25 protein-coding genes are annotated in these 23,299 nt (G+C 69.6%); 13 read left to right on the top strand and 12 right to left on the bottom strand.

The genetic code is table 11. From position 1 onward, the window contains the following. Window positions 1-39 precede the first annotated feature (39 nt). Window positions 40-390 carry a nitrite reductase small subunit NirD gene (gene nirD, locus AC1D2E_RS06895; RefSeq protein WP_478196704.1) on the bottom strand — a complete coding sequence of 117 codons (351 nt, stop codon included), beginning with the start codon at window positions 388-390 and terminating at the stop codon, window positions 40-42. Between the two features lie 20 nt (window positions 391-410). Continuing rightward, the gene (nirB, locus tag AC1D2E_RS06890) at window positions 411-2,945 is read right to left on the bottom strand and encodes a nitrite reductase large subunit NirB (RefSeq protein ID WP_478196703.1); all 2,535 of its coding nucleotides are present in this window, start codon (window positions 2,943-2,945) and stop codon (window positions 411-413) included. A 418-nt stretch (window positions 2,946-3,363) separates the two neighbouring features. Here nirB and AC1D2E_RS06885 point away from each other — a divergent pair, with 418 nt between their 5' ends. The 4 genes from AC1D2E_RS06885 to AC1D2E_RS06870 all read left to right on the top strand — a co-directional run bounded on the left by AC1D2E_RS06885 (window position 3,364) and on the right by AC1D2E_RS06870 (window position 5,790). Further along, complete coding sequence (locus AC1D2E_RS06885; RefSeq protein WP_478196702.1) at window positions 3,364-4,011, top strand: dihydrofolate reductase family protein; 648 nt, start codon at window positions 3,364-3,366, stop codon at window positions 4,009-4,011. Window positions 4,012-4,039: 28 nt separating this feature from the next. Beyond that, window positions 4,040-4,618 (top strand): putative pterin-binding protein, encoded by a 579-nt coding sequence (locus tag AC1D2E_RS06880; RefSeq protein ID WP_478196701.1) that lies wholly within the window; start codon window positions 4,040-4,042, stop codon window positions 4,616-4,618. Between the two features lie 67 nt (window positions 4,619-4,685). Further along, entirely contained in the window at window positions 4,686-5,294 is a 609-nt protein-coding gene (locus AC1D2E_RS06875) for a DUF4337 domain-containing protein (protein WP_478196700.1), read from the top strand. 22 nt (window positions 5,295-5,316) lie between these two features. Beyond that, window positions 5,317-5,790, top strand: coding sequence for a glycerate kinase (locus AC1D2E_RS06870; RefSeq protein ID WP_478196699.1), 474 nt, complete (start codon window positions 5,317-5,319; stop codon window positions 5,788-5,790). Window positions 5,791-5,797: 7 nt separating this feature from the next. Here the strand turns inward: AC1D2E_RS06870 and AC1D2E_RS06865 are convergent, their stop codons facing one another. Continuing rightward, entirely contained in the window at window positions 5,798-6,793 is a 996-nt protein-coding gene (locus tag AC1D2E_RS06865) for a recombination-associated protein RdgC (RefSeq protein WP_478196698.1), read from the bottom strand. A 247-nt stretch (window positions 6,794-7,040) separates the two neighbouring features. Here AC1D2E_RS06865 and AC1D2E_RS06860 point away from each other — a divergent pair, with 247 nt between their 5' ends. The 3 genes from AC1D2E_RS06860 to AC1D2E_RS06850 are packed head-to-tail and all read left to right on the top strand — an operon-like array spanning window position 7,041 to window position 8,558. Next, window positions 7,041-7,979 (top strand): branched-chain amino acid transaminase, encoded by a 939-nt coding sequence (locus tag AC1D2E_RS06860; RefSeq protein WP_478196697.1) that lies wholly within the window; start codon window positions 7,041-7,043, stop codon window positions 7,977-7,979. Window positions 7,980-7,984: 5 nt separating this feature from the next. Then, the gene (locus AC1D2E_RS06855; RefSeq protein ID WP_478107436.1) at window positions 7,985-8,197 is read left to right on the top strand and encodes a zinc-finger domain-containing protein; all 213 of its coding nucleotides are present in this window, start codon (window positions 7,985-7,987) and stop codon (window positions 8,195-8,197) included. A gap of 16 nt (window positions 8,198-8,213) precedes the next feature. Continuing rightward, entirely contained in the window at window positions 8,214-8,558 is a 345-nt protein-coding gene (locus tag AC1D2E_RS06850) for a hypothetical protein (RefSeq protein ID WP_478196696.1), read from the top strand. A gap of 17 nt (window positions 8,559-8,575) precedes the next feature. On the opposite strand, the gene AC1D2E_RS06845 is transcribed toward AC1D2E_RS06850, so the two are convergent. The 9 genes from AC1D2E_RS06845 to AC1D2E_RS06805 all read right to left on the bottom strand — a co-directional run bounded on the left by AC1D2E_RS06845 (window position 8,576) and on the right by AC1D2E_RS06805 (window position 17,020). Continuing rightward, on the bottom strand, window positions 8,576-8,977 hold the full coding sequence (locus AC1D2E_RS06845) for a cupin domain-containing protein (protein ID WP_478173183.1): 402 nt from the start codon (window positions 8,975-8,977) through the stop codon (window positions 8,576-8,578). Between the two features lie 44 nt (window positions 8,978-9,021). Further along, the gene (locus AC1D2E_RS06840) at window positions 9,022-10,275 is read right to left on the bottom strand and encodes an O-antigen ligase family protein (protein WP_478196695.1); all 1,254 of its coding nucleotides are present in this window, start codon (window positions 10,273-10,275) and stop codon (window positions 9,022-9,024) included. A 189-nt stretch (window positions 10,276-10,464) separates the two neighbouring features. Continuing rightward, complete coding sequence (locus AC1D2E_RS06835; protein ID WP_478196694.1) at window positions 10,465-11,652, bottom strand: sensor histidine kinase; 1,188 nt, start codon at window positions 11,650-11,652, stop codon at window positions 10,465-10,467. 88 nt (window positions 11,653-11,740) lie between these two features. Continuing rightward, on the bottom strand, window positions 11,741-12,454 hold the full coding sequence (locus tag AC1D2E_RS06830; protein WP_478196693.1) for a response regulator: 714 nt from the start codon (window positions 12,452-12,454) through the stop codon (window positions 11,741-11,743). A 159-nt stretch (window positions 12,455-12,613) separates the two neighbouring features. Continuing rightward, window positions 12,614-13,447: a beta-ketoacyl synthase chain length factor gene (locus tag AC1D2E_RS06825; protein WP_478196692.1), complete on the bottom strand. Its 834-nt coding sequence runs from the start codon at window positions 13,445-13,447 to the stop codon at window positions 12,614-12,616. A 62-nt stretch (window positions 13,448-13,509) separates the two neighbouring features. Continuing rightward, window positions 13,510-14,703, bottom strand: coding sequence for a beta-ketoacyl-[acyl-carrier-protein] synthase family protein (locus AC1D2E_RS06820; RefSeq protein WP_478196691.1), 1,194 nt, complete (start codon window positions 14,701-14,703; stop codon window positions 13,510-13,512). 94 nt (window positions 14,704-14,797) lie between these two features. Next, the gene (locus AC1D2E_RS06815; protein ID WP_478196690.1) at window positions 14,798-15,235 is read right to left on the bottom strand and encodes a type II toxin-antitoxin system VapC family toxin; all 438 of its coding nucleotides are present in this window, start codon (window positions 15,233-15,235) and stop codon (window positions 14,798-14,800) included. A gap of 55 nt (window positions 15,236-15,290) precedes the next feature. Continuing rightward, on the bottom strand, window positions 15,291-15,611 hold the full coding sequence (locus tag AC1D2E_RS06810) for a FitA-like ribbon-helix-helix domain-containing protein (RefSeq protein ID WP_478196689.1): 321 nt from the start codon (window positions 15,609-15,611) through the stop codon (window positions 15,291-15,293). 35 nt (window positions 15,612-15,646) lie between these two features. Next, a complete protein-coding gene (locus AC1D2E_RS06805; RefSeq protein ID WP_478196688.1) occupies window positions 15,647-17,020 on the bottom strand; it encodes an AmpG family muropeptide MFS transporter in 1,374 nt (457 codons plus the stop codon). 109 nt (window positions 17,021-17,129) lie between these two features. Here AC1D2E_RS06805 and atzF point away from each other — a divergent pair, with 109 nt between their 5' ends. The 6 genes from atzF to AC1D2E_RS06775 all read left to right on the top strand — a co-directional run bounded on the left by atzF (window position 17,130) and on the right by AC1D2E_RS06775 (window position 23,271). Next, entirely contained in the window at window positions 17,130-18,854 is a 1,725-nt protein-coding gene (atzF, locus tag AC1D2E_RS06800; RefSeq protein ID WP_478196687.1) for an allophanate hydrolase, read from the top strand. 31 nt (window positions 18,855-18,885) lie between these two features. Next, window positions 18,886-19,899, top strand: a complete 1,014-nt coding sequence (locus tag AC1D2E_RS06795) for an ABC transporter substrate-binding protein (protein WP_478196686.1) — start codon at window positions 18,886-18,888, stop codon at window positions 19,897-19,899. Between the two features lie 4 nt (window positions 19,900-19,903). Continuing rightward, window positions 19,904-20,734: an ABC transporter permease gene (locus AC1D2E_RS06790; RefSeq protein ID WP_478196685.1), complete on the top strand. Its 831-nt coding sequence runs from the start codon at window positions 19,904-19,906 to the stop codon at window positions 20,732-20,734. After that, a complete protein-coding gene (locus AC1D2E_RS06785; RefSeq protein WP_478196684.1) occupies window positions 20,731-21,564 on the top strand; it encodes an ABC transporter ATP-binding protein in 834 nt (277 codons plus the stop codon). Before AC1D2E_RS06790 ends, AC1D2E_RS06785 begins: the two co-directional genes overlap by 4 nt. An 11-nt stretch (window positions 21,565-21,575) precedes the next feature. After that, window positions 21,576-21,782, top strand: a complete 207-nt coding sequence (locus AC1D2E_RS06780) for a DUF4089 domain-containing protein (RefSeq protein WP_478196683.1) — start codon at window positions 21,576-21,578, stop codon at window positions 21,780-21,782. A gap of 61 nt (window positions 21,783-21,843) precedes the next feature. Continuing rightward, the gene (locus AC1D2E_RS06775) at window positions 21,844-23,271 is read left to right on the top strand and encodes an AtzE family amidohydrolase (RefSeq protein ID WP_478196682.1); all 1,428 of its coding nucleotides are present in this window, start codon (window positions 21,844-21,846) and stop codon (window positions 23,269-23,271) included. Window positions 23,272-23,299: the final 28 nt, after the last annotated feature.

Here is a 23,299-nt window from a genome sequence, read left to right as displayed (position 1 = left end):
GGATCTTGAAAAGACGTGAAGCCGCGAGAGCGGCGGGGATCAGGCCAGCGCGACCAGCACGCGGCCTTCGTGGACGCGTACCGCATGCGCCCGCACCGAGTGCTCGGGCGCTTCCAGGCATTCGCCGCTGCGCAGGTCGAAGTGGTTCTTGTAGAGCGGCGAGGCGACGACGATGCGCTCGCCGATGCTGCCCACCAGCCCGCGCGAGAGCACGCTGGCCCCCGCCTTGGGGTCGACGTTGTCGATGGCGTAGAGCGCCTGTTGCCGGCCGACGCGAAAGATCGCGACATGCACGCCCTCGACCAGGGCGCAGACGCCGGTGTCGGGCAGGATGTCGCCGGCGGCGCACACGGCGGTCCAATGCAGGGATTCGGTGGTGGTGGTGGTCATCTTGGATCTCTTTCGAGCCTTCAGGCGGTGGCGACGTCGTTGGTGCTGGCCACGGCCCGTTCTTCCACGCGGGCGGGCCGGATCTGGCCGCGCTCCTGCACGAAGACGATGTGCTCGTCGGGCTTCTCGCTGTTGACGAAGGAGCGGAAGCGCTGGCGCGTCGCCGGGTCGTTCACCGCGGTCTTCCACTCGCACTGGTAGGTGTCGACCACGTGCTGCATCTGGGCTTCGAGCTCGGCGCCGAGTCCGAGCGTGTCCTCGATGAGCACGCCCTTCAGGTAGTCCAGGCCGCCTTCGAGGTTGTCGCGCCAGGTGCTGGTGCGCTGCAGGCGGTCGGCCGTGCGCACGTAGAACATCAGGAAGCGGTCGATCAGCCGGATCATCTCTTCCTTGCCGAGGTCCGAGGCGATCAGCTCGGCGTGGCGCGGCTTCATGCCGCCGTTGCCGCACACGTAGAGGTTCCAGCCGCGGTCGGTGGCGATGATGCCGACGTCCTTGCCCTGTGCTTCGGCGCATTCGCGGGTGCAGCCCGAGACGCCGAACTTGATCTTGTGCGGTGCGCGCAGACCCTTGTAGCGGTTCTCCAGCTCGACCGCCAGGCCCACGCTGTCGGCCACGCCGAAGCGGCACCAGGTCGAGCCGACGCAGCTCTTCACGGTGCGCAGCGACTTCCCGTACGCATGGCCGGATTCGAAGCCGGCGGCGATCAGTTCCTCCCAGATCGCCGGCAGCTGCTCCACGCGGGCGCCGAACAGGTCCACGCGCTGGCCGCCGGTGATCTTGGTGTAGAGGCCGTATTTCTTCGCCACCTGGCCGACCGCGATCAGCCCTTCGGGCGTGACCTCGCCGCCGGGCATGCGCGGCACCACGGAGTAGCTGCCGTCCTTCTGGATGTTGCCGAGGAAGTAGTCGTTGCTGTCCTGCAGCGCGGCCAGGTCTTTCTTGAGCACGAACTCGTTCCAGCACGACGCGAAGATGCTGGCGGCGGTGGGCTTGCAGATGTGGCAGCCCAGGCCCTTGCCGTGCTTCGCGAGCAGGTCCTCGAAGCTGCGGATCTCGCCGACGCGCACCAGGTGGTACAGCTCCTGGCGCGAGTAGGGGAAGTGCTCGCAGAGGTGGTTGTTGACCGCCAGGCCGCGCTTCGCCATCTCGGCCTTCATCACCTGCGTGACCAGCGGCACGCAGCCGCCGCAGGTGGCGCCGGCCTTGGTGCAGGCCTTCAGTTCGGCGGTGGTGCACGCGCCATCGCCGACCGCCGTACAGATCTGCCCCTTGGTGACGCTGTTGCACGAGCAGATCTGGGCGCTGTCGGGCAGCGAGTCGACGCCGAGCCCGGGCCTGGCCTTGCCGTCGCTCGACGGCAGGATCAGGAACTCCGGATCGGCCGGCAGCGCGATGCCGTTGAGCGCCATCTGCAGCAGGGTGCCGTACTCGGCCGCATCGCCGACCAGCACCGCGCCCAGAAGCTGCTTGCCGTCCTCGCTGACCACGATCTTCTTGTAGATCTGCTTGTGCTCGTTGATGTACTGGTAGGCGCGCGACTTCGGCGTCTTGCCGTGCGCGTCGCCGATGCTGGCCACGTCCACGCCCATCAGCTTGAGCTTGGTGCTCATGTCGGCGCCGGTGAAGGCGGCGTCGTCCTGCCCGGCGATGTGCTTCGCGGCCACGCGGGCCATCTCGTAGCCCGGCGCGACGAGGCCGAAGGTCTGTTCGTTCCACGAGGCGCATTCGCCGATCGCATAGACGTCGCGGTCGCTGGTGCGGCAGTGGCTGTCGATCGCCACGCCGCCGCGCGGGCCGACCGCCAGCACGCACTGGCGCGCGAGTTCGTCGCGCGGGCGGATGCCGGCGGAGAACACGATCATGTCGGTCTCGAGGTGGGTGCCGTCGGCGAACACCATGCGGTGCCGCGCGGCCGCGCCGTCGGTGATCTCCACCGTGTTGCGGCCGGTGTGCACGTGCACGCCCAGGGCCTCGATGCTGTTGCGCAGCGCCCGCCCGCCGCCTTCGTCGACCTGCACGGCCATCAGCCGCGGCGCGAATTCGACGACGTGGGTTTCGAGGCCCATGTCGCGCAGCGCCTTGGCGCACTCGAGGCCCAGCAGGCCGCCGCCCACGACCACGCCGCTCTTCGAGCGGGCGCCGCAGGCCTTCATGGCTTCGAGGTCCCCGATGGTGCGGTAGACGAAGCAGTGGGGCCGGTCGCGGCCGGGCACCGCCGGCACGAAGGGCGACGAGCCGGTGGCCAGCACCAGCTTGTCGTAGTGCACCACCTCGCCGTCGGCGGTGGTGACGGTGTTGTTGCGCCGCTCGATGGCCACGGCCCGGGCGGCCAGGCGCAGCGTGAAGCCGCTGCGCTCGAAGAAGCCGGGTTCGACCAGCGACAGGTCTTCGGCCGTCTTGCCGGCGAAGAATTCGGACAGGTGCACCCGGTCGTAGGCCGGGCGCGGCTCCTCGCACAGCACGGTGACCTGTGCACCGGCGAGGTCGAGCTCGTGGAGTTGCTCGAGGAACTTGTGGCCCACCATGCCGTGGCCAATCACTGCGATCTTCATGTCGGATCCTGCACGCAGCCGGTCTCCTGACGGGGTGCAGACCACAGGAAAGGCTGTCGGAAAGACAGCCTGCAGTGGGCCCCCGCGTGGAACGGATGCGAATTGGGTTGGAACAGGCGAACCGCCAGCGTCGTCGCTCTCGGTTCGCTCGAATCCCGCCGTCATTAGCGGAGGCACTGCAAAAATCCGCGGCAGCGGTGCCGGCGGAACAGTGGAAGGTGTCAAGCAACAACCGTGCCGGGCGCTCGGAGGGCTTTCGGCCCGGAATCAGGCTCGATCGGTCGGCAAGGGAGGGCGCGGCGCGCCGTTGTGGCGCATGGGTCGCCGGATTGGTGCGGCGCGCCAGGCAGGATGGATGTCGCTGTCGGGTCCGGTAGCGGAAAATGGGTCGCCCCCTGCTGAAGTTCAAGGAACCCCCATGTCCAGACTCCGCGTCCAGAGTTTCGCCATCTCCCTCGACGGCTACGGCGCCGGCCCGGGCCAGGACCTGCAGAACCCGCTCGGCCTGCGCGGCCCCGAGTTGATGGAATGGTTCTTTCCCACCCGCCTGTGGCGCCGGATGCAGGGCGAGGCCGATGGCGAGCACGGCATCGACAACCGCATCGCGGAGCAGGGCTTCGACGGCATCGGCGCGTGGATCCTTGGGCGCAACATGTTCGGCCCGGTGCGCGGACCCTGGCCGGACGACAGCTGGAAGGGCTGGTGGGGCGACGAGCCGCCGTATCACACGCCGGTGTTCGTGCTCACGCACCATGCGCGCGCGCCGCTCGCGATGGCCGGCGGCACGGAGTTCCGCTTCGTCACCGAAGGCATCCATGCGGCGCTGGCGCAGGCGAAGGCCGCGGCGGGCGGCCTCGATGTTCGCCTCGGCGGCGGCGTGTCCACGGTGCGGCAGTACCTGAGCGCGGGGCTGATCGACGAGCTGCACCTGGCCGTGCGGCCCGTGCTGCTCGGGGCCGGGGAGCCGCTCTTCCAGGGTCTCGACCTGCCTGCCTTGGGCTACACGTGCGCGGAGAGCGTCGCCGGCGAGCGGGCCACGCATGTGTTCCTGCGCAAACAGGCCTGAGGCGCGCCCATCCCCCCACAATCGCCCGATGAACAAACGACGCTTTCTCGGTACCGCAACCCTTGCCGGGCTGCTGCCTGCCACGCGCGCCCTCGCGGCCGACCCGGTCCCGAAGGGCCCGGGTCTGCTGACCGTCAGCGGGGGGGTCGGCAAGACCAACCGCGGTCCGGTCGATCCGTCGCTCGACCAGTTGATGACCAAGCACGGCGTCAAGTTCGACAAGGCGTACGTGCTCGACGCCGAAGCCCTGCGCCGCCTGCCGGTCGTCCGGATCAAGGCGACGCTCGAGTACGACGCCAGGATGCATGCGCTTTCCGGCCCGTTGCTCACCAGCGTGCTGGAGTCGGTGGGCGTGGCCGGCGATGCGATGCTCGGCCTTCGTGCCGTGGACGGCTATGTCGTGCCGCTGCGCATGGCCGACGCACGCAGCTTCCGCATGATCGTCGCCACCGAGATGGACGGCGTGCCGCTCGCGCTCGGCGGGCTGGGCCCGCAGTGGGCCATCTACGAAGCCGACACGCTCGCGGCCTTCAAGGACAAGCCGCTCAAGGAGCGCTTCGCGCTGTGCCCCTGGGGGCTGTACAGCATCGAGGTCTCGCGCGGCTGACAGGACCCCGCTTCAGGCTGGGCATACTTGCGCCGCGCCCATTTATTCAATTGATTCGGAGACCCCTATGTCAGGAAGCGGCTTTCACGTGCATGGCCCGCACGACCACGAGCTCGAGCACGCCGGTTCGCACGAGACCCACCATTCGGACGCCGGTGACGGCACCGGCCGCAAGAGCATGACCAGCCAGATCGCGGTGTGCACCGCGGTCATCGCCACGGTCGGGGCGATATTCGCCTACATGGGCGGCCACACCCAGGCCAGCGCGGGCCTCTACAAGAACAACGCGGGCATCAAGAAGACCGAGGCCTCGAACCAGTGGAACTTCTACCAGGCCAAGAGCACGAAGCAGTCCCTCGCCGAACTCGCGCGGGACCTGTCGTCGGAGGATCGCAAGCCGTCCTGGCAGGAGAAGATCGCCCGCTACGACAAGGAAAAGGCCGAGATCCTGCTGGTCGCGCAGCAACTCGAGAAGGAGGCCGTCGACTGGGACCGGCAGTCCGAAGAGCAGATGCACCAGCACCATCGCTGGGCCCAGGCGACCACCGCGCTCCAGGTATCGATCGCACTGGCGGCCATGGCGCTGCTCACGCGCCGCAAGTGGCTCGAGTGGGGAATGCTCGGCGTCGCCGGGCTGGGGATCATCGTCGGCGCGCTGGCCGCCTTTCACATCTGACCGGCGCGCGACAATCCCGGGCATGAATCTCAGCAAACTCTTCGTCCCCGTCGGCGGCCTGATCCTGCTCGGCGTGGCCTATCGCAGCTACGGCTGGGCCGGCGTGGCACTGGTCGGCGGCGCCATCGTCATGTTCCTGTTGATGCACTTCAACCGCACGATGCAGGTGCTCAAGCGCGCGGCCGACCGGCCGGTCGGCACGGTGGCCAGCGCGGTGATGCTCAACGCCAAGCTCAAGCCCAAGGCCACCCTGCTGCACGTGATCGCGATGACCCGCGCGCTCGGCGAGCAGCGTTCGCCCAAGGACGAACAGCCCGAGGTCTTCCGCTGGACCGATGCCGGCGGCTCATGGGTCGATTGCACCTTCGTGGGCGGCAAGCTCGCCGAGTGGAAGCTGACCCGGCCCGAGGTGGTCGAGGACGAGGCCATTGCCGAGGCGCCCAGCGCCGATGCAGTCAAGCCCGGTGCGGCGGACGCGCTGCGGCCGCCGGTCTGAACAAGGCCTAGAACGGCGCCGATTCGTCTTCCAGCGCCGCTTCGGCCTCGGCCCTGGGCGCCGCCGAGGCCGCAGGCGCTGCATCCGCAGCAGCCGCCGTCCCCAGCTTCATCTCCCCGCCCAGCGCTTCCAGCAGCTCGGGCACCAGCTGACCCAGCTCGCCGGTCGCGATCGCCGCGTTGGCGTCGAAGTCGTCTTCCTTGCCCGAGGCCGGAGAGTCGTCCAGCGTGCCTTCGAGGAACACGATCTTGCGCAGCTGCAGCCCCTCGGTCAGCTCGAAGGAGACGCGGTCGTCCCAGGTCATCGCGAGCCGGGTCGGGCGCTTGCCGGCGGCGATGTGCTCGCGCACCTCGTCGATGTCCAGCGGGTGCTTGGCGTAGCGCACCACGGCCTTCGATTCGTCGGTGGCCTTGAGCTCGCATTCGCGGTCGATCGTGAAGCCGGCAGGCGGTTCCTGGCTCGACAGCCACTCGGACATCGCCGCCGCCGGCTCGATCTGCGAGTTGACCAGCGCCACCGCAAAGCCGTCGAGCGACTTGACGAGGCTGGTGACCACTTCGTCGGCGCGCGAGGCATTGCTCGAATTCACCACCAGGCGACGGGCCGTGGGGTCGATCCAGACCGCCACCCGCGCATGGCGCGTGAAGGCCAGCGGCAGCAGTTCGTGGGTGACGTCCTCCTTGAGTTCCTTCTTTTCCTTCTTGCCGGGCTTGCGGCCGGTGCTGGCCTCGATCTGCGCGGCGCGCTCCTCGACCTTGCGGCGCACGACGGAGGCGGGCAGGGTCTTGGTCTCGATCATGTAGTCGAGCAGCCACTGGCCGGCGACGGATTCGGCCAGCGGGCCGTGCGCCTGGCCACGGGGCTCGGCCCAGCCGGCGGATTTCTCCTGCGACGGGCTGCAGGGGACGAAGCGCTGCGTGGCCAGCCCTTGCTCGACCTGGTCGAGCGACTGCGACCAGGTGGCTTCGATGCGGTAGACGATGACGTTCTTGAAGACGGACACTGAAATCCTTTTCTCTGGATGAAATGAAAACACCCCCATGCGCCTCTGGCGCTCCCCCTCAAGGGGGCGCACCCAGCGGCCCGGCAAAGCCGGTTCCGCGAGTGCCCTGGGCTTGGCTGCGCCAGTTTCATGGGTCGCGCACGGCGCGGTGGAAGGCAAAGCCGTGCATTGTCGGTGCGGCGGAATCGGGCTCGGCCGTAAAATCGTCAGCTTTTGCGACATACCCCTCCCGCGAAGGACAAAGAAGATGAGCGCACTGCCCCCCGCACTGGACGACCGTGACGGCAAGATCTGGATGGACGGCGAACTCGTGGACTGGCGCGAAGCCAAGATCCACGTGCTGAGCCACACGCTGCACTACGGCTGCGGCGTCTTCGAGGGCGTGCGCGCCTACAACACGGTCAACGGCACCGCGATCTTCCGGCTGGCCGAGCACACCGAGCGGCTCTTCAACAGCGCCAAGATCCTGCGCATGAAGATCCCGTTCAGCCAGGAGCAGGTCAACGAGGCCCAGAAACAGGTGGTGCGCGAGAACAAGCTCGACAGCTGCTACCTGCGCCCGCTGGTCTGGATCGGCTCCGAGAAGCTCGGCGTCAGCCCCAAGGGCAACAGGATCCACGCCATGGTCGCGGCCTGGGCCTGGGGCGCCTACCTGGGCGAAGAGGGCATGAAGCGCGGCATCCGCGTCAAGACCTCCAGCTACACCCGGCATCACGTCAACATCACGATGACGCAGGCGAAGGCGGTCAGCAACTACAGCAACTCGATCCTGGCCAACATGGAGGCGCTCGACGACGGCTACGACGAGGCGCTGCTGCTCGACGCCAGCGGCTTCGTCTCCGAAGGCGCGGGCGAGAACATCTTCGTGGTCAAGGGCGGCGTGGTCTACACGCCCGACCTGTCGGCCGGCGCACTCAACGGCATCACGCGCAACACCGTCCTGCAGATCTGCAAGGACCTCGGCATCGAGGTGGTGCAGAAGCGCATCACGCGCGACGAGGTCTACATCGCCGAGGAAGCCTTCTTCACCGGCACCGCGGCCGAAGTCACGCCGATCCGCGAACTCGACCGCGTCGAGATCGGCATCGGCTCGCGCGGGCCCGTCACCGAGAAGATCCAGAGCGCCTTCTTCGACATCGTGAACGGCCGCAATCCCAAGTACGCCCACTGGCTCACCAAGGTCTGAAGACGATGTCCACCCCCAAGAGCACCATCGAACTCCTCGCCAAGGACCTGAACGACCAGGGCGGCGTGTTCTGCCCGAATCCCAAGGCCGACATGCAGCTCTGGAGCGCCCACCCCAAGGTCTACCTCGATGTCGCCCGCACCGGCGAGGCCAAGTGTCCCTACTGCGGCACGGTCTACAGGCTCAAGGCCGGCGAGGCGGCGGGCCACCACCACTGAGCCTTCCGGGGTTCCCGTGCGCGACTTGTACCTTGTCAACGTCAAGGTGGGGCGAGGCTCGAACGGCACCCTGCCGTCGACCCTTGCCGGCGCCTATGTGTCGGCCTATGCCACGGCGACGGATCCCGAGTCCGCCACGCGGCTCGCGGTCAGGAAGCTGAGCTTGAAGGGCTTCGAGTTCCTGGCCACCCAGGGACCGGTCAGCCGGCTCGACCCGCGGGAATGGTCGCGCCACGTCGCGCAGTCGTGGCCCGAATTCATCGGCGAGCTTCCGACGCAGGACGAGATCGCTGCCGGTCTCGAGCGCGAGATGGTGTTCTTCGGCCCGTTCGTGGGCTATGAGCGGGGGCTCGAGGGCTGAGCTGGGGCCGTTGGACGCTATGCGTCGTTGACGGTCTCGTGTTCAGCCGGCATGAGGATCTCGAGGAGCTCGCAGTCGTCCGACCAGCCGACGACCGTGTGGCGAATGCCGGGCGGCTGGACCCAGCACGACCCGGCGACCAGCCGCTGCGGTCCCACGCCCTCGAAGTCGGTCTCGAACCAGCCCTTGAGGCAATAGACAAGCTGGAATTGCACATCGTGGTGATGTCGTACGCTGAGTTCGGTGCGGAACGGCGCAATCATGCGGATCACATGGGCCTTGGCCAAACCGTTCGTCGCAGCCGCGACGCCCAGATCGCGGTAGGACGAGTAGGCTCGCAAGCCCCCGGTCTTGAAGTCGGCCTCGTTCCAGTGGCTGATCACGAAGCGCTGCGGTGCGGCACGAGACGGGTGTTCCATCCGATTCTCCGAAATGATCGTCAGACCGTAATCTGATCTTCAATTCAGAGCGACGCAAGTGCTCCGGCCGGTGCAGCCCCATTCCACCGCGGCGGCAGCAGCCCGCGCCAGGACTCCCCCGGCTCCTGCGCCAGCCGCAGGTAGACCATCGCGACCCACAGCAGCGCCAGCCCGATCTGCGCATCGCGCAGGGCCGAGTTGACGCTGGTGGCGATCAGCATGATCAGCGTCGCGACGAAGGCCTGGCGCCCGGCCAGGTCGTCGCGGCGCCAGGCGATCCAGACCGCAGCCAGCATGATCACCAGCAGGCTCAGCGCGCCCGGAACTCCGCTTTGCGCGCCCATCCACAGGAAGTCGTTGTGGGGCATGTTCTTGTAGTCGAGCAGCTTGGGCCCGCGCAGGTGCCACTGCTCGGTCCAGCCTCCGATGCCCCAGCCGGTGAGGGGCCGGTCGATGATCATGCGGGCCGTGTCGCGGTACATGTAGTAGCGCACGACCCAGCTGGCTTCGGAAATCTCGCCGGCCTGCGCGGCCTCGATTTCCTGGATGCCGACCGCGAATTTCTGCTGCACCACCGGCGTGTTCCACAGGGCGCCGATGCCGATCGCGCCGACGACCATCAGCACCAGCGCCAGCACCTTGAGCTGCCGCCGCCACTGGTGCACGCAGGCGGCCGGGATCACCAGCAGCAGGGCCAGCAGCGAGGTGCGCGAAGGCAGGGTGAAGGTGATGATCACCATCACCGCCGGCACCAGCGCGAAGGCCGCGGCGGCGCGCCAGGGCCGATGCTCCACCAGCGCCTTGAGCCCGTACACCGCGGCCGTGGCGGCCATGATCGTGAACAGCAGCGCATTGCTGATCGACTTGTTGCCGACCAGGATCAGCACGCCGCGCCAGGGCTCCAGCATCGGGAAACCGACGGTGTAGTAGAGCGCGATCATCACGATGTTCACGAGCCCGATGATCCAGAAGCCGCGCACGGCCCAGATCGCCTCCTCGCGCGTGAGCGCCAGCGCCATCAGCACGGTGGCCGCGATGCGCAGCCCGTGCACCAGGTTCGACGCGGTCTCGGGGTAGTGGGGTCCGGTCGCCAGGATGACCAGGGTCCAGACCACGTAGGCCACCACCGGCCACCACATCGGGTTGCGGCGCAGCCGGACTGCCCGCTCGCGCCAGCCGCCGGCGACCAGCAGCGCGACCATCAGCAGCAGGGCCGAGAGGTAGGTCACGCCGACCGGCATGAACACCGTCAGACCCCAGAACATGGCCGCGGGCCGAACGATGTGCGATCTCTGCATGGTGCCGAATTCTAGAAGGGTGCTACCCGCACAAAGTTCGGCAGGTTGCGCGTTTCGCCCCCCGGTACCCGGCCGGCGCAGCCAGGCCTGTTGGTGGAACACCGCGGAACCGGCTTCGCCGGGCCGCTGGTGTTGCCCCCGGCAGGGGGTGGGCGGGCTACACGAAGTGAGCCCAACCTGGGGGCGAGCCTAATGCGGCAACGAAATGACGAAACTGGCGCCGCCGCCGGGGCGGTCCTCGCAGCGCACGCTGCCGCCGTGGCGCTCGGTGATCGATTTCACCAGCGCCAGGCCGAGCCCGACGCCGCCGTGGCGCTCGCTGGCGCCCGGCAGCCGGTAGAAGGGCTCGAAGATGTGTTCGCGCTGCGCCGCCGGCACGCCCGGGCCGCGGTCGTTGACCCGGATCTCGGCCTGGCCGGCATGGCTGCCGATCTGCAGGTTGATCTCGCCGGCACCGTAGCGGCCGGCGTTCTCGAGCAGGTTGCGGATGGCGCGGCGCAGCAGGCGCGGCACGCCGCGCACCGTGAGGGCGTTGCTGTCGGTGCCTTCCCGGACTTCGAGGTCGGCATCGACGCGGGCGCACTCCTCGGCCGCGAGGCCGGTCAGGTCGACGGCCTCGATCGTGCCCATGTCGGCTTCCTTGGCGTCGAGCCGGCTGGCCAGCAGGATCTCGTCGATCAGCTGGTCCAGCTCGGCGATGTTGCGCGAGATTTCCTTGCGTGCCGCCGGGTTGGGCCGCTCGCCCATCAGTTCGAGGCTCATGCGGATGCGCGTCAGCGGCGAGCGCAGCTCGTGCGACGCATTGGCCAGCAACGACTTGTGCGAACGCACCAGCTGCTCGATGCGGGCCGCCGCGGCATTGAAGCCGTTGGAGAGGTCGGCCACCTCGTCCTGGCCTTCCTCGGCCACGCGCACCGACAGGTCGCCCTCGCCCCAGCGCTGCACGCCGCGCTGCAGCACTTCGAGCCGCTTGGTGAGCCGGCGAACGATCGGGTAGACGCCCAGTGCCACGATGACGCCGACCAGCGCCACCATCCAGCCGAGCCCGAAGGGGGTGCGCCACGGCGACATCGGCGGCGGGCCGCCGGGGGAACGCTCGCGCGGCGCCACCCGCAGCGTGATCGCCCGGCCGTCGCCCAGCGTGACGTCGAACTCCAGGCCCTGGCCCGGCACGCGCAGCGCCTTGCCGGCGCCGATCGGCTTGTCGTCCGAATCGAGCACCACGACCTCGCGCGGCACCGGCGCCAGCCGTTCGCGCTCGCTCTCGGCGGCCTCGCGCACGATCCAGTTGGCCGTCAGCGTGAGGATGAAGACGCCCGCCACCACCGCCAGCCAGATGCGGACGTAGAGGTGCCGGCGGTAGAGCTTGAGGAGCATGTCAGTCCGCCGCCGGGCCGCCCCAAGGCGGACGCGGCCCCCTCGGGGGGCAGCGAGTACACGAAGTGAGGAGCGTGGGGGCCATCTTCTAGTCTTGCTGCTTGGCGAAGACGTAGCCGACGCCGCGCACCGTGAGGATGCGCTTCGGGTTCTTGGCGTCGACCTCGATGGCGGCGCGGATGCGGCCCATGTGGACGTCGATCGAGCGGTCGAAGGCCTCGAGCTCGCGGCCGCGCACGGCTTCCATGATCTGGTCGCGCGTGAGCACGCGCCCGGCGCGCTCGGCCATCGCGACCAGCAGGTCGAACTGGTAGGAGGTGAGGTCGGCAGGCTCGCCGCCGACCGTGACGGAGCGCGCATTGCGGTCGATGTCCAGCGAGCCGAAGCGCATCACGGCGGGCCCCTCGGCCTCGCCGGCGGTCTCGCCGCGGCGGCGCAGCACGGCGCGGATGCGCGCCAGCAGTTCGCGCGGCTCGAAGGGCTTGGGCAGGTAGTCGTCGGCGCCGATCTCGAGGCCGATGATGCGATCCATCGGGTCGCCCTTGGCGGTGAGCATGAGCACCGACACCTTGGCGAGCCCGTTGGGCAGCGCGCGGATCCGGCGGCAGATGTCGAGGCCGTCGGTGTCGGGCAGCATCAGGTCGAGGATCACGAGGTCGGGCGAGCGCTGCTGCAGCATCGCGAGCCCGCTGGCGCCGTCGGCCGCGTGCGCGAAGCCGAAACCCGATTGCGTCAGGTACTCGCCCACCATCTGCGCCAGGCGGATGTCGTCTTCGATCATCAGGAGTTGCGGAGTGCTCATCGGTGTGTCTCCGTGCGGCGTGCCACGGTGGTTGTGCTCAGGGCCCGAGCTTCCTCCCGCGCGGTCGCGCAGGGTTGAACGCTTCGTAAAGATGGGTAAACCTTGGTGACGGGGCGCGCAGCAGCGGCTGCCGGCGTGGCGGCGGGCCTCCGTCGGTCCTCAGCCTTGCGCTTCGAGCTGCACGTCGGGCTGCAGCTGCAGCTGCAGCGACAGCGTGGCCGAGAGCGGGAGACTCAGCGACTCCGGTTCGCCGCGCGCCAGCGCCTCGAACAGCGGCAGGGCATCGGCCATCGCGTTGACCTCCAGCGCGCGGGCCGCCTCGGAGCGGGCGCGCGTGGCCGGCGGGGCGCCGGCCGCCAGCGTCCATTCGAAGGCGGCCACGGTGCGGGCGGTGCGCGTGGGCGACAGCACCAGGGCCACGGCCAGCATCTCGCGGCTGGTGGTGACCGAGGCCAGCGCGCCGACCGCCGGCATGTCGTAGCCGGCCAGCAGCACGGCGCGCTGGTCGGCGGCGCACTGCGAGGCCGCTTCCAGCAGGCCGGATGCGAAGCTGCTCTCGTAGGCCGCGAGCGAGTTGCTGGCCGCCATGCAGCCGGTGCCGATGGTCCAGTAGCCGACCGCTGCGTTGTGCACCGAGTTGTGGAACTTGATCGGCGACAGCAGCAGCGGGTCGGCGGCCAGCGTGCCGCACATGTAGTCGTTGATGCCGAGGTCGCCGTGTGCCGAAGCGAAGACGCAGGGCAGGTCGGCGGCATTGCGGCCGGAAGCGGCCACGGCCGCGGCCGCCACTTCGAGCGCCAATGCCACCGTGTCGGGCGCGCGCCGGCGTTCGGCCGGCGCCAGCAGCTGGGGCGAGGGCCGCTTGGCCGGCGGGTCGGCTGGCGCGGCCTCGCCGCGGAAGACCGCGCTGGCGGTCTGCCAGCCCGGCAGCGTCGCCGACCAGAAGGCCGGTCCTTCGATGTAGAGGGTGGGGGTCTTGGGGGTGGTGTTCATTGGGATACCTTCGTGCTTCGCACTGCGGTGCGAGCTTGCTTGGGAGCGGCCCGGCGCGGCGCTCATGCTGCGGCTCCCTTGCCGAAGACCAGCGAGCAGTTGTTGCCGCCGAATCCGAATGAATTGCTCAGCGCGTAGCGCACCTCGCCGCGCGCGGGCTGCAGCTGGATCTGCGGGCCGCACTCGGCATCGAGCGTGGTGGTGTTGACGTTGCCCGGCTTCAGGCCGGTCTCGATCGCCAGCAGGCTGATCACGGCCTCGACGATGCCGGCCGCGCCCAGCGTGTGGCCGGTGAAGCCCTTGGTCGAGCTGGCGTGCGTGGTGTCGGGGAAGCGCCGCGCCACCATCGCGCCTTCGACTTCGTCGTTCTTGGTGCTGGCGGTGCCGTGCATGTTGATGTAGTCGATGGCGTCGGCGGCGAGGCCGGCGCGGGCCAGTGCGTCGTCGAGCGCCTTCTCTGCGCCCAGGCCCTGGGGGTGCGGGGTGGACATGTGGTGGGCGTCGCTGGCCTCGCCGTAGCCCAGCAGCTCGAGCGGGCCGCGGCCGCGTTCGACCAGCGCGAAGCCCGCCGCTTCGCCGAGGCTGATGCCGTTGCGGGCGGCATCGAAGGGCCGGCAGGGCTCGGGCGACACCAGTTCGAGCGAGTTGAAGCCGAACAGCACGCTGCCGCACAGCGTGTCGACGCCGCCGACCACGGCCGCATCGACCAGGCCGAGGCGGATCAGCCGCTCGGCCGAGGCGAACACCTTGGCGCTCGACGAGCAGGCGGTGGAGATGGTCTCGGCCGGGCCTTCGAGGCCCAGCGCCTGTTGCACGAAGAGGGCGAGCGAATGCGGCGTGTGCACCTTCGGGCGCTGCTGGTCGGCCGGGAAGGCGCCATCGACCAGCTGGGTGTAGGCATCCTCGGTCTCGCCGATGCTGGAGGTCGAGGTGCCGAGGATCAGCGCGATGCGGGTCGGGCCGTAGCGCTTGCGGGCGGCGGCGACCGCTTCCATGAAGCCGTCGGCCTGCAGGCCCAGCCAGGCCAGCCGGTTGTTGCGGCAATCCCAGGGCGCGAGTTCCTCGGGCAGCCGGAGCGACTCGAGGCCGTCGACACGGCCGATCCAGGTCGGCAGCGGCGAGGCGCCGAAGTCGTTGGCGCGCAGACCGCTGCGCGATTGCTCGAGCGCGTCGCTGAGGGCGRCCTTGCCCACACCGACGGCCGAGGTCGCGGTGTAGGCGCTGATCTGCAGGGGGGAAATGCGTGAAGGTGTCACGTTGGGCAGGGTGAGATGTCTAAAACGCGACAGCCTACCAGTTGGGCGATACCCTTCGGGTCGGCCGAAGCCGCGACCCTGCGGCCCCGATCGCTCAGGGCAGGGCGCTCAGGTGGGCTTGCGCGGCCGCGGCGAGCCTGGCGTCGAAGGTGGCCAGCGGTGCCTTGAGTTCCGCCGCCAGCCAGAGATAGGCGGCGTCGTAGGCGGAGAGCTGGTAGCGCACGGCCAGCGCGTACTGCGCGCCGAGGTCGACCGGGTGCAGGTCGATGTCGTAGTCGCCGTAGTCGGTCAGCGCGAGCGCCAGCGACTCGGCGGGCCAGGACTRCCGGCGTTTCTTGAGCGCGACGCTGACGATCTCGTGGTCGAGCAGGTGGGGGGCATGCAACGCATGGCCGGCCAGTCGCGCCAGCGCCGCGTCGCGCGCCGGCTCGTCGAAAAGGATCGCGCCGATCGCGCTGCAGTCGACCACCATCGGCGGGCGCAGGCGATAGGCCGCCGGCGGCTCGGCCACGTGGAGCATCGGCAGGCTCAACGCACGAGCTCCGCGCTTCGCGCCGCGCTGCTCGCCTTGGGAGCGGCCCGGCGGCTCATCGGGCGTCCCGGTCGGCGCGGACGATGTCGACCGCGAGCGGGCCGGTGTCGATCGGCGCCGGGAAGCGGGCCCGGTGCTCGGCGGCGATCTGCTCGATCGGCTTGCCGCCGCGCCGCAGGATGGCGCGGCCGCCCCAGCCCGCACCGACCGGCTGAGCCTGCGCCGGCGCAGGCCCGGGTGCGTCGTCCGAGTCGCGCAGCGCTTGTTCGATGATCGCCATCAGTTCGCCCTGCAACGAGCGATGGTTGCGGGCCGCGCGTTGGCGCAGGCGTTCGGCCACGTCATCCGGGACATCCTTGACTGACAGGTTGGCCATGAATTCCTCCAAATTGGCGCCATTATGACGCCAATTCAGATCTCCTGCGCGGGTGCCGGGCCGGTGGCCTTGCCGTTGCCGTTGCCGTTCCCGGCCGCCCGCGACGCCAGCGCCACCAGCAGCAGCACCGGCACCCCCAGCACCGCGGTGCCGATGAAGAAGGCGCTGTAGCCGAAGTTGTCCACGAAGACGCCGGAATAGCCGGCGATGAACTTCGGCAGCAGCAGCATCAGCGAGCTGAACAGCGCGTACTGGGTGGCCGAATAGCTGATGTTGGTCAGGCTCGACAGGTAGGCGATGAAGGCCGCCGAGGCGATGCCGCCGGCCAGGTTGTCGGCCGACACCACCAGCACCAGCGCCGAAAGGTCGTGCCCGCGCGAGGCCAGGCCGGCGAACAGCAGGTTGCTGGCGGCGCTGAGCACCGCGCCCAGCATCAGCACCCGCATGACGCCCAGTTTCATCGACAGCGCGCCGCCGACGAAGGCGCCGGCCAGCGTCATCACCACGCCGTAGATCTTGCTGACCGTGGCGACCTCGTCCTTGGTGAAGCCCATGTCGACGTAGAAGGGGTTGGCCATGATGCCCATCACGACGTCGCTGATGCGGTAGACGGCGATCAGCGACAGGATCAGCACCGCCTGCCAGCGGTAGCGGCGGATGAAGTCGGCGAAGGGCTCGACCAGCACGCTCCGAAGCCATTCGCGGGCGCCCCTGGGCTGCGGCAGGGCGATGCGCACCGGCTCGGGCGACAAGAGCACCGTCAGGATGCCGACCGACATCGAGGCCGCCATCACCAGGTAGGCGGTCTTCCAGGCGCCGTTCTGGTAGCCGGCGACACCGGGCAGTTCGGCCCAGGCGGCGACCCACAGCACGCCGGCCCCGGCCCAGATCATCGCCAGGCGATAACCGGTCTGGTAGCAGGCGGCCAGCGCGGCCTGCTTGCGGCTGGCAGCCGACTCGATGCGGAAGGCGTCCAGCGCGATGTCCTGCGTCGCTGAGCCGAAGGCCACCAGCAGCGCGCACCAGACCAGCGGCGGCAGGCCGTCGCGCGGATCGTTGAAGGCCATGCCGGCCAGCCCGGCGATCACCGCCATCTGGGCCAGCAGCAGCCAGCCGCGGCGGCGGCCGAGCAGGGTGGTCAGCGGCGGCACCGGCAGGCGGTCGACCAGCGGCGCCCAGACCCACTTGAAGCCATAGGCGAGGCCGACCCAGCTCAGGAAGCCGATGGTGGATCGGTCGATGCCGGCCTCGCGCAGGCGGAAGCTCAGCGTGCCCAGCACCAGCAGCAGCGGCAGGCCGGCCGAGAAGCCGAGCGCCAGCATGCGCAGCGAGGCGGGTTCGAGATAGACCTTGAGCGCGTCGCGCCAGGGCAGGGACGGGGGGGCTTCGGCAGCCTGCGGTGCGGACATTCGGTGCGGGAGGTTGAGGCCCCGCATTATTCCCGCATGCGCCACCGATGCCGGCGGGGCAGCTGGCACATCCTTTGCAAGGCATCTTGTACACAAGACAGGATGCTTGATGATGGTGCATGAACAGGCAGAGCGCTCGGGCGATGCCAAGCCACAGTTGGAAGGCTGGGCCGCCGCGGCGTGGATCACGCGGCTCGCGGCGCCCCTGGCCGGTGCCGCAGCCGGGCCGCTGGCCGGCCTGTGCTTCGCCGCCAAGGACAACATCGACGTCGCCGGTGTGCCCACCACGGCGGCCTGCCCCGCCTTCGCCCGCACGCCCGCGGCGCATGCCCATGTGGTGCAGCGCTTGCTCGATGCCGGTGCGGCGCTGCTGGGCAAGACCAACCTCGACCAGTTCGCCTGCGGCCTGAACGGCACCCGCTCACCTTATGGCGCGGTGCCCAACAGCTTCGATCCGCGCTACGTGTCGGGTGGCTCGAGCTCGGGTTCGGCTTATGTGGTGGCGACTGCGCAGGCCGACTTCGCGCTCGGCACCGACACCGCGGGCTCGGGCCGGGTGCCGGCCGGGCTCAACAACATCGTCGGCATCAAGCCCTCGCGCGGGCTGCTGAGCGCGCGCGGCGTGGTGCCGGCGGCGCAGAGCGTCGACTGCGTCTCGATCTTCGCGCGCACGGTCGCGGTCGCGGCCCGCGTGCTGCACGCGGCGATGGGCTACGACCCCGAGGACCCCTACGGCCGCAAGCTGGCGCTCGCGACCCGGCCGCTGCCCGCGGCCTTCCGCTTCGGCCTGCCTTCGGCGTTGAACTTCTTCGGCGACGCGCAGTCGCAGGCCGCTTTCGAGCGCGCGATCGAGCAGCTGCGCGCCCTGGGCGGCACGCCGGTCGAGATCGACTACGCGCCACTCGCCAATGCAGCCGCGCTGCTCTACGACAGTGCGCTGGTCGCCGAACGCTACGCCGCGGTGCGCGAGTTCTTCGACGCCCACGAAGCCGAGGTGGTGGCGCCGGTGCGCGGCATCCTGGCGCAGGGCCGCGGCTACAGCGCCGCCGACTTCGTCGATGCCCGCACCAGGCTGCACGCGCTGGGCCAGCGCGCCGCCGCGATGTGGAGCGACATCGACGTGCTGCTGGTGCCCACCGCGCCGGCCCACTACACGATCGAGGCGATGCAGGCCGACCCGGTGGCGCTCAACCGCAACCTTGGCGAGTACACGAACTTCGTGAACCTGCTGGACTACGCGGCGATCTCGGTGCCCGCCAGCCTGCGCGCCGACGGGCTGCCCTTCGKCATCACGCTGATCGGCCGTGCCGGCAGCGACTTCCAGCTGGCCGAGCTTGGCCAGCGCTTCCACCATGCCACCGGGCTGCCGCTCGGCGCCACGCGCGAGCCGCTGCCCCCGCTGCAGGACCTGCCGCTGATCGCCTCGGTGCCGACGGTCCAGGTCGCGGTGGTCGGCGCCCACTTGTCGGGCATGCCGCTGAACGGCCAGCTGACCGAGCGCGGCGCCCGCCTGATCGCCGCCACGCACACCGCGCCGGACTACCGGCTCTATGCGCTGCCAGGCACCGTGCCGCCCAAGCCCGGGCTGCTGCGCGTGGCCGCCGGCGAGGGCGCGGCGATCGCGGTCGAGATATGGGAAATGCCGACGGCGCATTACGGCAGCTTCGTGGCCCTGATCCCTGCGCCGCTGGGCATCGGCAGCCTGCTGCTGGCCGACGGCCGCAGCGTGCAGGGCTTCCTCTGCGAGGCGCTGGCGGTGGCCGGCGCCGACGACATCACCGGGCTCGGCGGCTGGCGCGCCTACATCGCCGCGCGCAGCGCCGCCGCGAACTGATTCCTCCTCTTCACCTTCATCCGGAGTACCCATGGCCCCCAGCAAGAAACCCCCGACCCTCGCCACCCCGGCTTCGCGGCGCCAGCTGCTGCAGGCCGGTGCCGCCGGACTGGCGGTGCTCGCCGCGCCGGCCATCGTGCGGGCCCAGGGCGCACCGAAGATCCGCATCGGCTACTGGCCGATCGCCGCCGGCCTGCCCTTCTATTCGGCGGTCGAACTGGGCTACTTCAAGGCCGCCGGCCTCGACGTCGAGGTGCAGCGCTACGCCGGCGCCCAGCAGATCATGGAAGCGATGCTGGCCGACCGCTGCGACGGCAGCGCCAACGGCACCGGCTCGGCCAACATCGCGATCGGCGAGATCGCGGCACCGGGCAGCTTCAAGATCTTCTGCTCCAACCCGAGCAACGTGAAGAACGTGCTCGACCAGGTGCTGGTGCCGACCGCGAGCACCGCCAAGGTGATGGCCGACCTGAAGGGCAAGCGGGTCGCCTCGGGTCCCGGCATCCAGAACGTGACGCTGGCCAAGGCGGTGCTCGAACGCGGCGGCGCCACCGGTGCCACGGTGGTCGAACTGCCGATCGGCCAGCACGTGGCGGCGCTCGCCGCGGGGCAGGTCGATGGCTGCTACACCCTGGAGCCGACCGGCACCATCGGCCGCCTGAACGGAAGCACGCGGGTGCTGGAAGCCGGCGTGATCGCGAAATACGTGCTGGGCGATCCGATGGCGCCATGGTTCGGCGGCTCGGCCTCGCTGACCTCGGCGCTGATCAAGAAGAATCCCGAGGCGGCGAAGAAGTTCATCACCGCCTACGGGCAGGGCGTGGCCTTCGTGCGCAGCAAGCCGGCCGAAGCGCGCCAGTACCTCAAGGGCTATACCGCGATCGAGGGCCCGCTGACCGGCGAGGTGCCGCTGGCGGCCTACACCATGTACAACGAGTTCACGCCCGGCGACATCGCCTACTTCCAGAAGTTCTTCGACCTGTTCTCGGACAAGGGCATCTTCTCGTCGCGCCTGATGGTCGACACGATGCTCTACAAGGGCTGATGCCATGACGACGCCCTCGTCCGGCACGGTGCCCTGGTCGCCGCCTGCCGCCAACGCATCCGCCTCCGCGCCGCCGCGCGAATCGCACTGGGTCAAGGCGCTGCCCTTCATCGGCCCGGTGGTGCTGTTCATCGTCTGGGACCTGGTGGTGCGCTTCGGCCTGATCAAGGCCATCCTGCTGCCGATGCCGGGCGACACGCTGCTCACGCTGCTCTCCGGCCTGGCCGGCGGCGCACTGCTCGGCGACTTCGCGGTCACGGTCTGGCGCACGCTGCAGGCCTTCCTGATCGCGGCCATCGTGGGCGTGCCGCTCGGGGTGCTGCTCGGCAGCAACGAAAAGGCCTACCGCAGCGTCGAGTTCCTGATCGACTTCTTCCGCTCGACGCCGTCTTCGGCCCTGATCCCGCTGTTCCTCATGATCTTCGGCGTCTCGGACGTCAACAAGGTCGCGATCGCGGCCTTCGGCGCCCTGCTGATCGTGGTCTTCAACAGCGCCTACGGCGTGATGAACGCACGCAAGCAGCGGGTCATGGCGGCCAAGGTGATGGGGGCTTCGCGCTGGCAGATCTTTCGCGACGTGCTGGTCTGGGAGAGCCTGCAGCCGACCTTCGTCGGGCTGCGCTCGGCGGTGTCGATGGCGCTGGTGATCGTGATCGTGGCCGAGATGTTCATCGGCTCCGACAGCGGGCTCGGCCACCGCATCATCAACTCGCAGCAGGTGATGAACGTCAAGGACATGTACGCCTCGATCCTCGCCGCCGGTGCGCTGGGCTATGCGCTGAACATTCTTTTCCTCGTGGCCGAGCGCCGCATCGTGCACTGGAGCGGAAGATGAGAGCCACCGTGGAAAAGGTCATCAACGGCCCGGTGTACGCCGACGTGCCGAAGCCGGTCTTCGCCCCGGGGCCGGCCGGCACCCACATCACGATCCGCGGCCTGACCAAGTACTTCGCGGGCTGGCCGCTGTACGAGAACTTCGACCTCGACATCCCCAAGAACAAGATCGTTTCGGTGTTCGGCCCCAACGGCTGCGGCAAGTCGACCCTGATCAACATGATCGCGGGCCTGATCCCGATCGACTCGGGCGAGATTCTGTTCGATGGCAAGTCGCTCGCGGACACCAAGATCGGCTACGTGTTCCAGAACTACCGCGAGGCGATGTTCCCGTGGATGCGGACCATCGACAACATCGCCTACCCGCTGAAGCTCGAAGGCCGGTCGAAGGCCGAGGTGGACCGGCGCATGGAGGAACTGGTGGCCTCCTTCGACGTCAAGTTCGACTTGAAGCGCTATCCCTACGAGTTGTCGGGCGGCCAGCAGCAGACGGCGTCGATCATGCGGGCGCTGGCGCCGAACCCCGAGGTGCTGTTTCTCGACGAGCCGTTCTCGGCGCTCGACTTCGAGATGACGCTGTTCATCCGCGAGAAACTGCAGGAGGTGTTCATGAAGACCGGCACCACGATGCTGCTGGTGTCGCACGACCTCGAGGAGGCGGTGTACCTCGCCGACCAGGTGCTGCTCCTGACCAAGCGGCCGACCAAGGTGGCGGAGATCCTCGACTACCGCGACGAGCGGCCGCGCACGCTCGAGACGCTGAGCTCGGCCAGCTTCGTGGCCATGAAGAAGCTGAGCCTGGAGATCTTCCAGCGCGAAGTGCGCCGCTAGGAGTCGCAACCATGACGTCTTCGGAGATCGAAGCCTATGTCGATGCATCGGCGGCCGTGCTCGGCCTGAGGCTCAGGGCCGACCAGCGGCCGGGCGTGCTGCGCTACTTCACGCTGGCGGCGGAGTTCGCCGCGCTGGTGGATGCGGTGCCGCTCGGCGATCGCGATGAACCGGCGCTGAGCTTCTCGCCGGTGTCGCCACGGGAGAAGGAAGAATGAGCGCCGCGCCGGGCCGCCCCAAGCAAGCTCGCACCGCAGTGCGCAGCACGGAGGTTGCCTTATGAGCGCCGCCGCCCTGCTCGCGCAGGACGCATCCGCAATGGCCGAGGCCGTGCGCGGCAACGCGGTCAGCGCGGTGGCGCTGGTGCAGGCCAGCCTGGGCCGCATCGGTGCCACCGACGCCCGCGTCAACGCCTTCACCGCGGTGCTGCGCGAGCGCGCGCTGCGGCGCGCGGCGCAGGTCGATGCCTCGCTCGCCTCGGCCCAAGGCGCACGGACCCGCGAACTGCCGCTGCTGGGCGTGCCCTTCGCGGTCAAGAACCTGTTCGACATCGCCGGACTCGCGACCCTGGCCGGCTCGAAGATCGAGCGCGCGAGCACGCCGCCGCGCGACGACGCGGCGCTGGTGCGCCGGCTCGAGAGCGCGGGCGCGGTGCTGGTCGGCGCGCTCAACATGGACGAGTACGCCTACGGCTTCACCACCGAGAACAGCCACGCCGGCCCGACCCGCAACCCGCACGACCTGGCGCGGATCGCGGGCGGTTCCTCGGGTGGCTCGGGCGCCGCGGTCGCGGCCGGCCAGGTGGCGCTGACGCTGGGCTCCGACACCAACGGCTCGATCCGCGTGCCCTCTTCGTTGTGCGGCGTGTTCGGTCTCAAGCCGACTTTCGGACGGCTGCCGCGCACCGGCAGCTATCCCTTCGTGTCCAGCCTCGACCACCTGGGGCCGTTCGCGCGCTCGGCGCGCGACCTGGCGCTGGCCTACGACGCGATGCAGGGCCCCGAGGGCCGCGGCCCGCACGACCCCGGCTGCGCGCAGCGCGCGGTCGAGCCGGTCAGCGCATCGCTGACGCTGGGCGCGCAGGGCCTTCGCATCGGCGTGCTCGGCGGCTATTTCCGCCAGCATGCTTCTCCTGAGGCGCTGACCGCGGTCGACGCCGTGGCGCAGGCGCTGGGCGCCAGCCGCACGGTCGAGCTGCCGATGGTTGAGGCCGGCCGGGCCGCGGCCTTCCTGGTCACCAACTCCGAAGGTGCCGCGCTGCACCTGCCCGACCTGCGCCGCCGCGCGCAGGACTTCGAACCGCTGTCGCGCGACCGCTTCCTGGCCGGTGCGCTGCTGCCGGCCGCCTGGGTGGCGCGGGCGCAGCGCGTGCGGCGGCTCTATGCGGAGCAGGTGGCGCAAGTGTTCGAGCGCTTCGACATCCTGCTGGCGGCCGCGACGCCCTCGGCGGCGACGCCGATCGGTGCCGAGTTCTTCGAGATCAATGGCCACCGGTTGCCGGTGCGGCCCAACATGGGCTTGCTGACGCAGCCGATCTCGTGCATCGGCCTGCCGGTGTGCGCGGTGCCGGTCTGGGGTGCCCATCCGGCGCTGCCGATCGGCGTCCAGGTGATCGCCGCGCCGTGGCGCGAGGACCTGGTGCTGCGGGTGGCTGCAGCGCTCGAATCCGCGGGCGCGGTGCACTCGCCCGTCGCTGCGCTGGCCTGAAGGCATGACCCCCACGCTCGTCTCTTCG

The organism is Variovorax sp. P1_H2, assembly GCF_056405295.1.
This window is presented reverse-complemented; position numbering and strand designations above follow the sequence as displayed.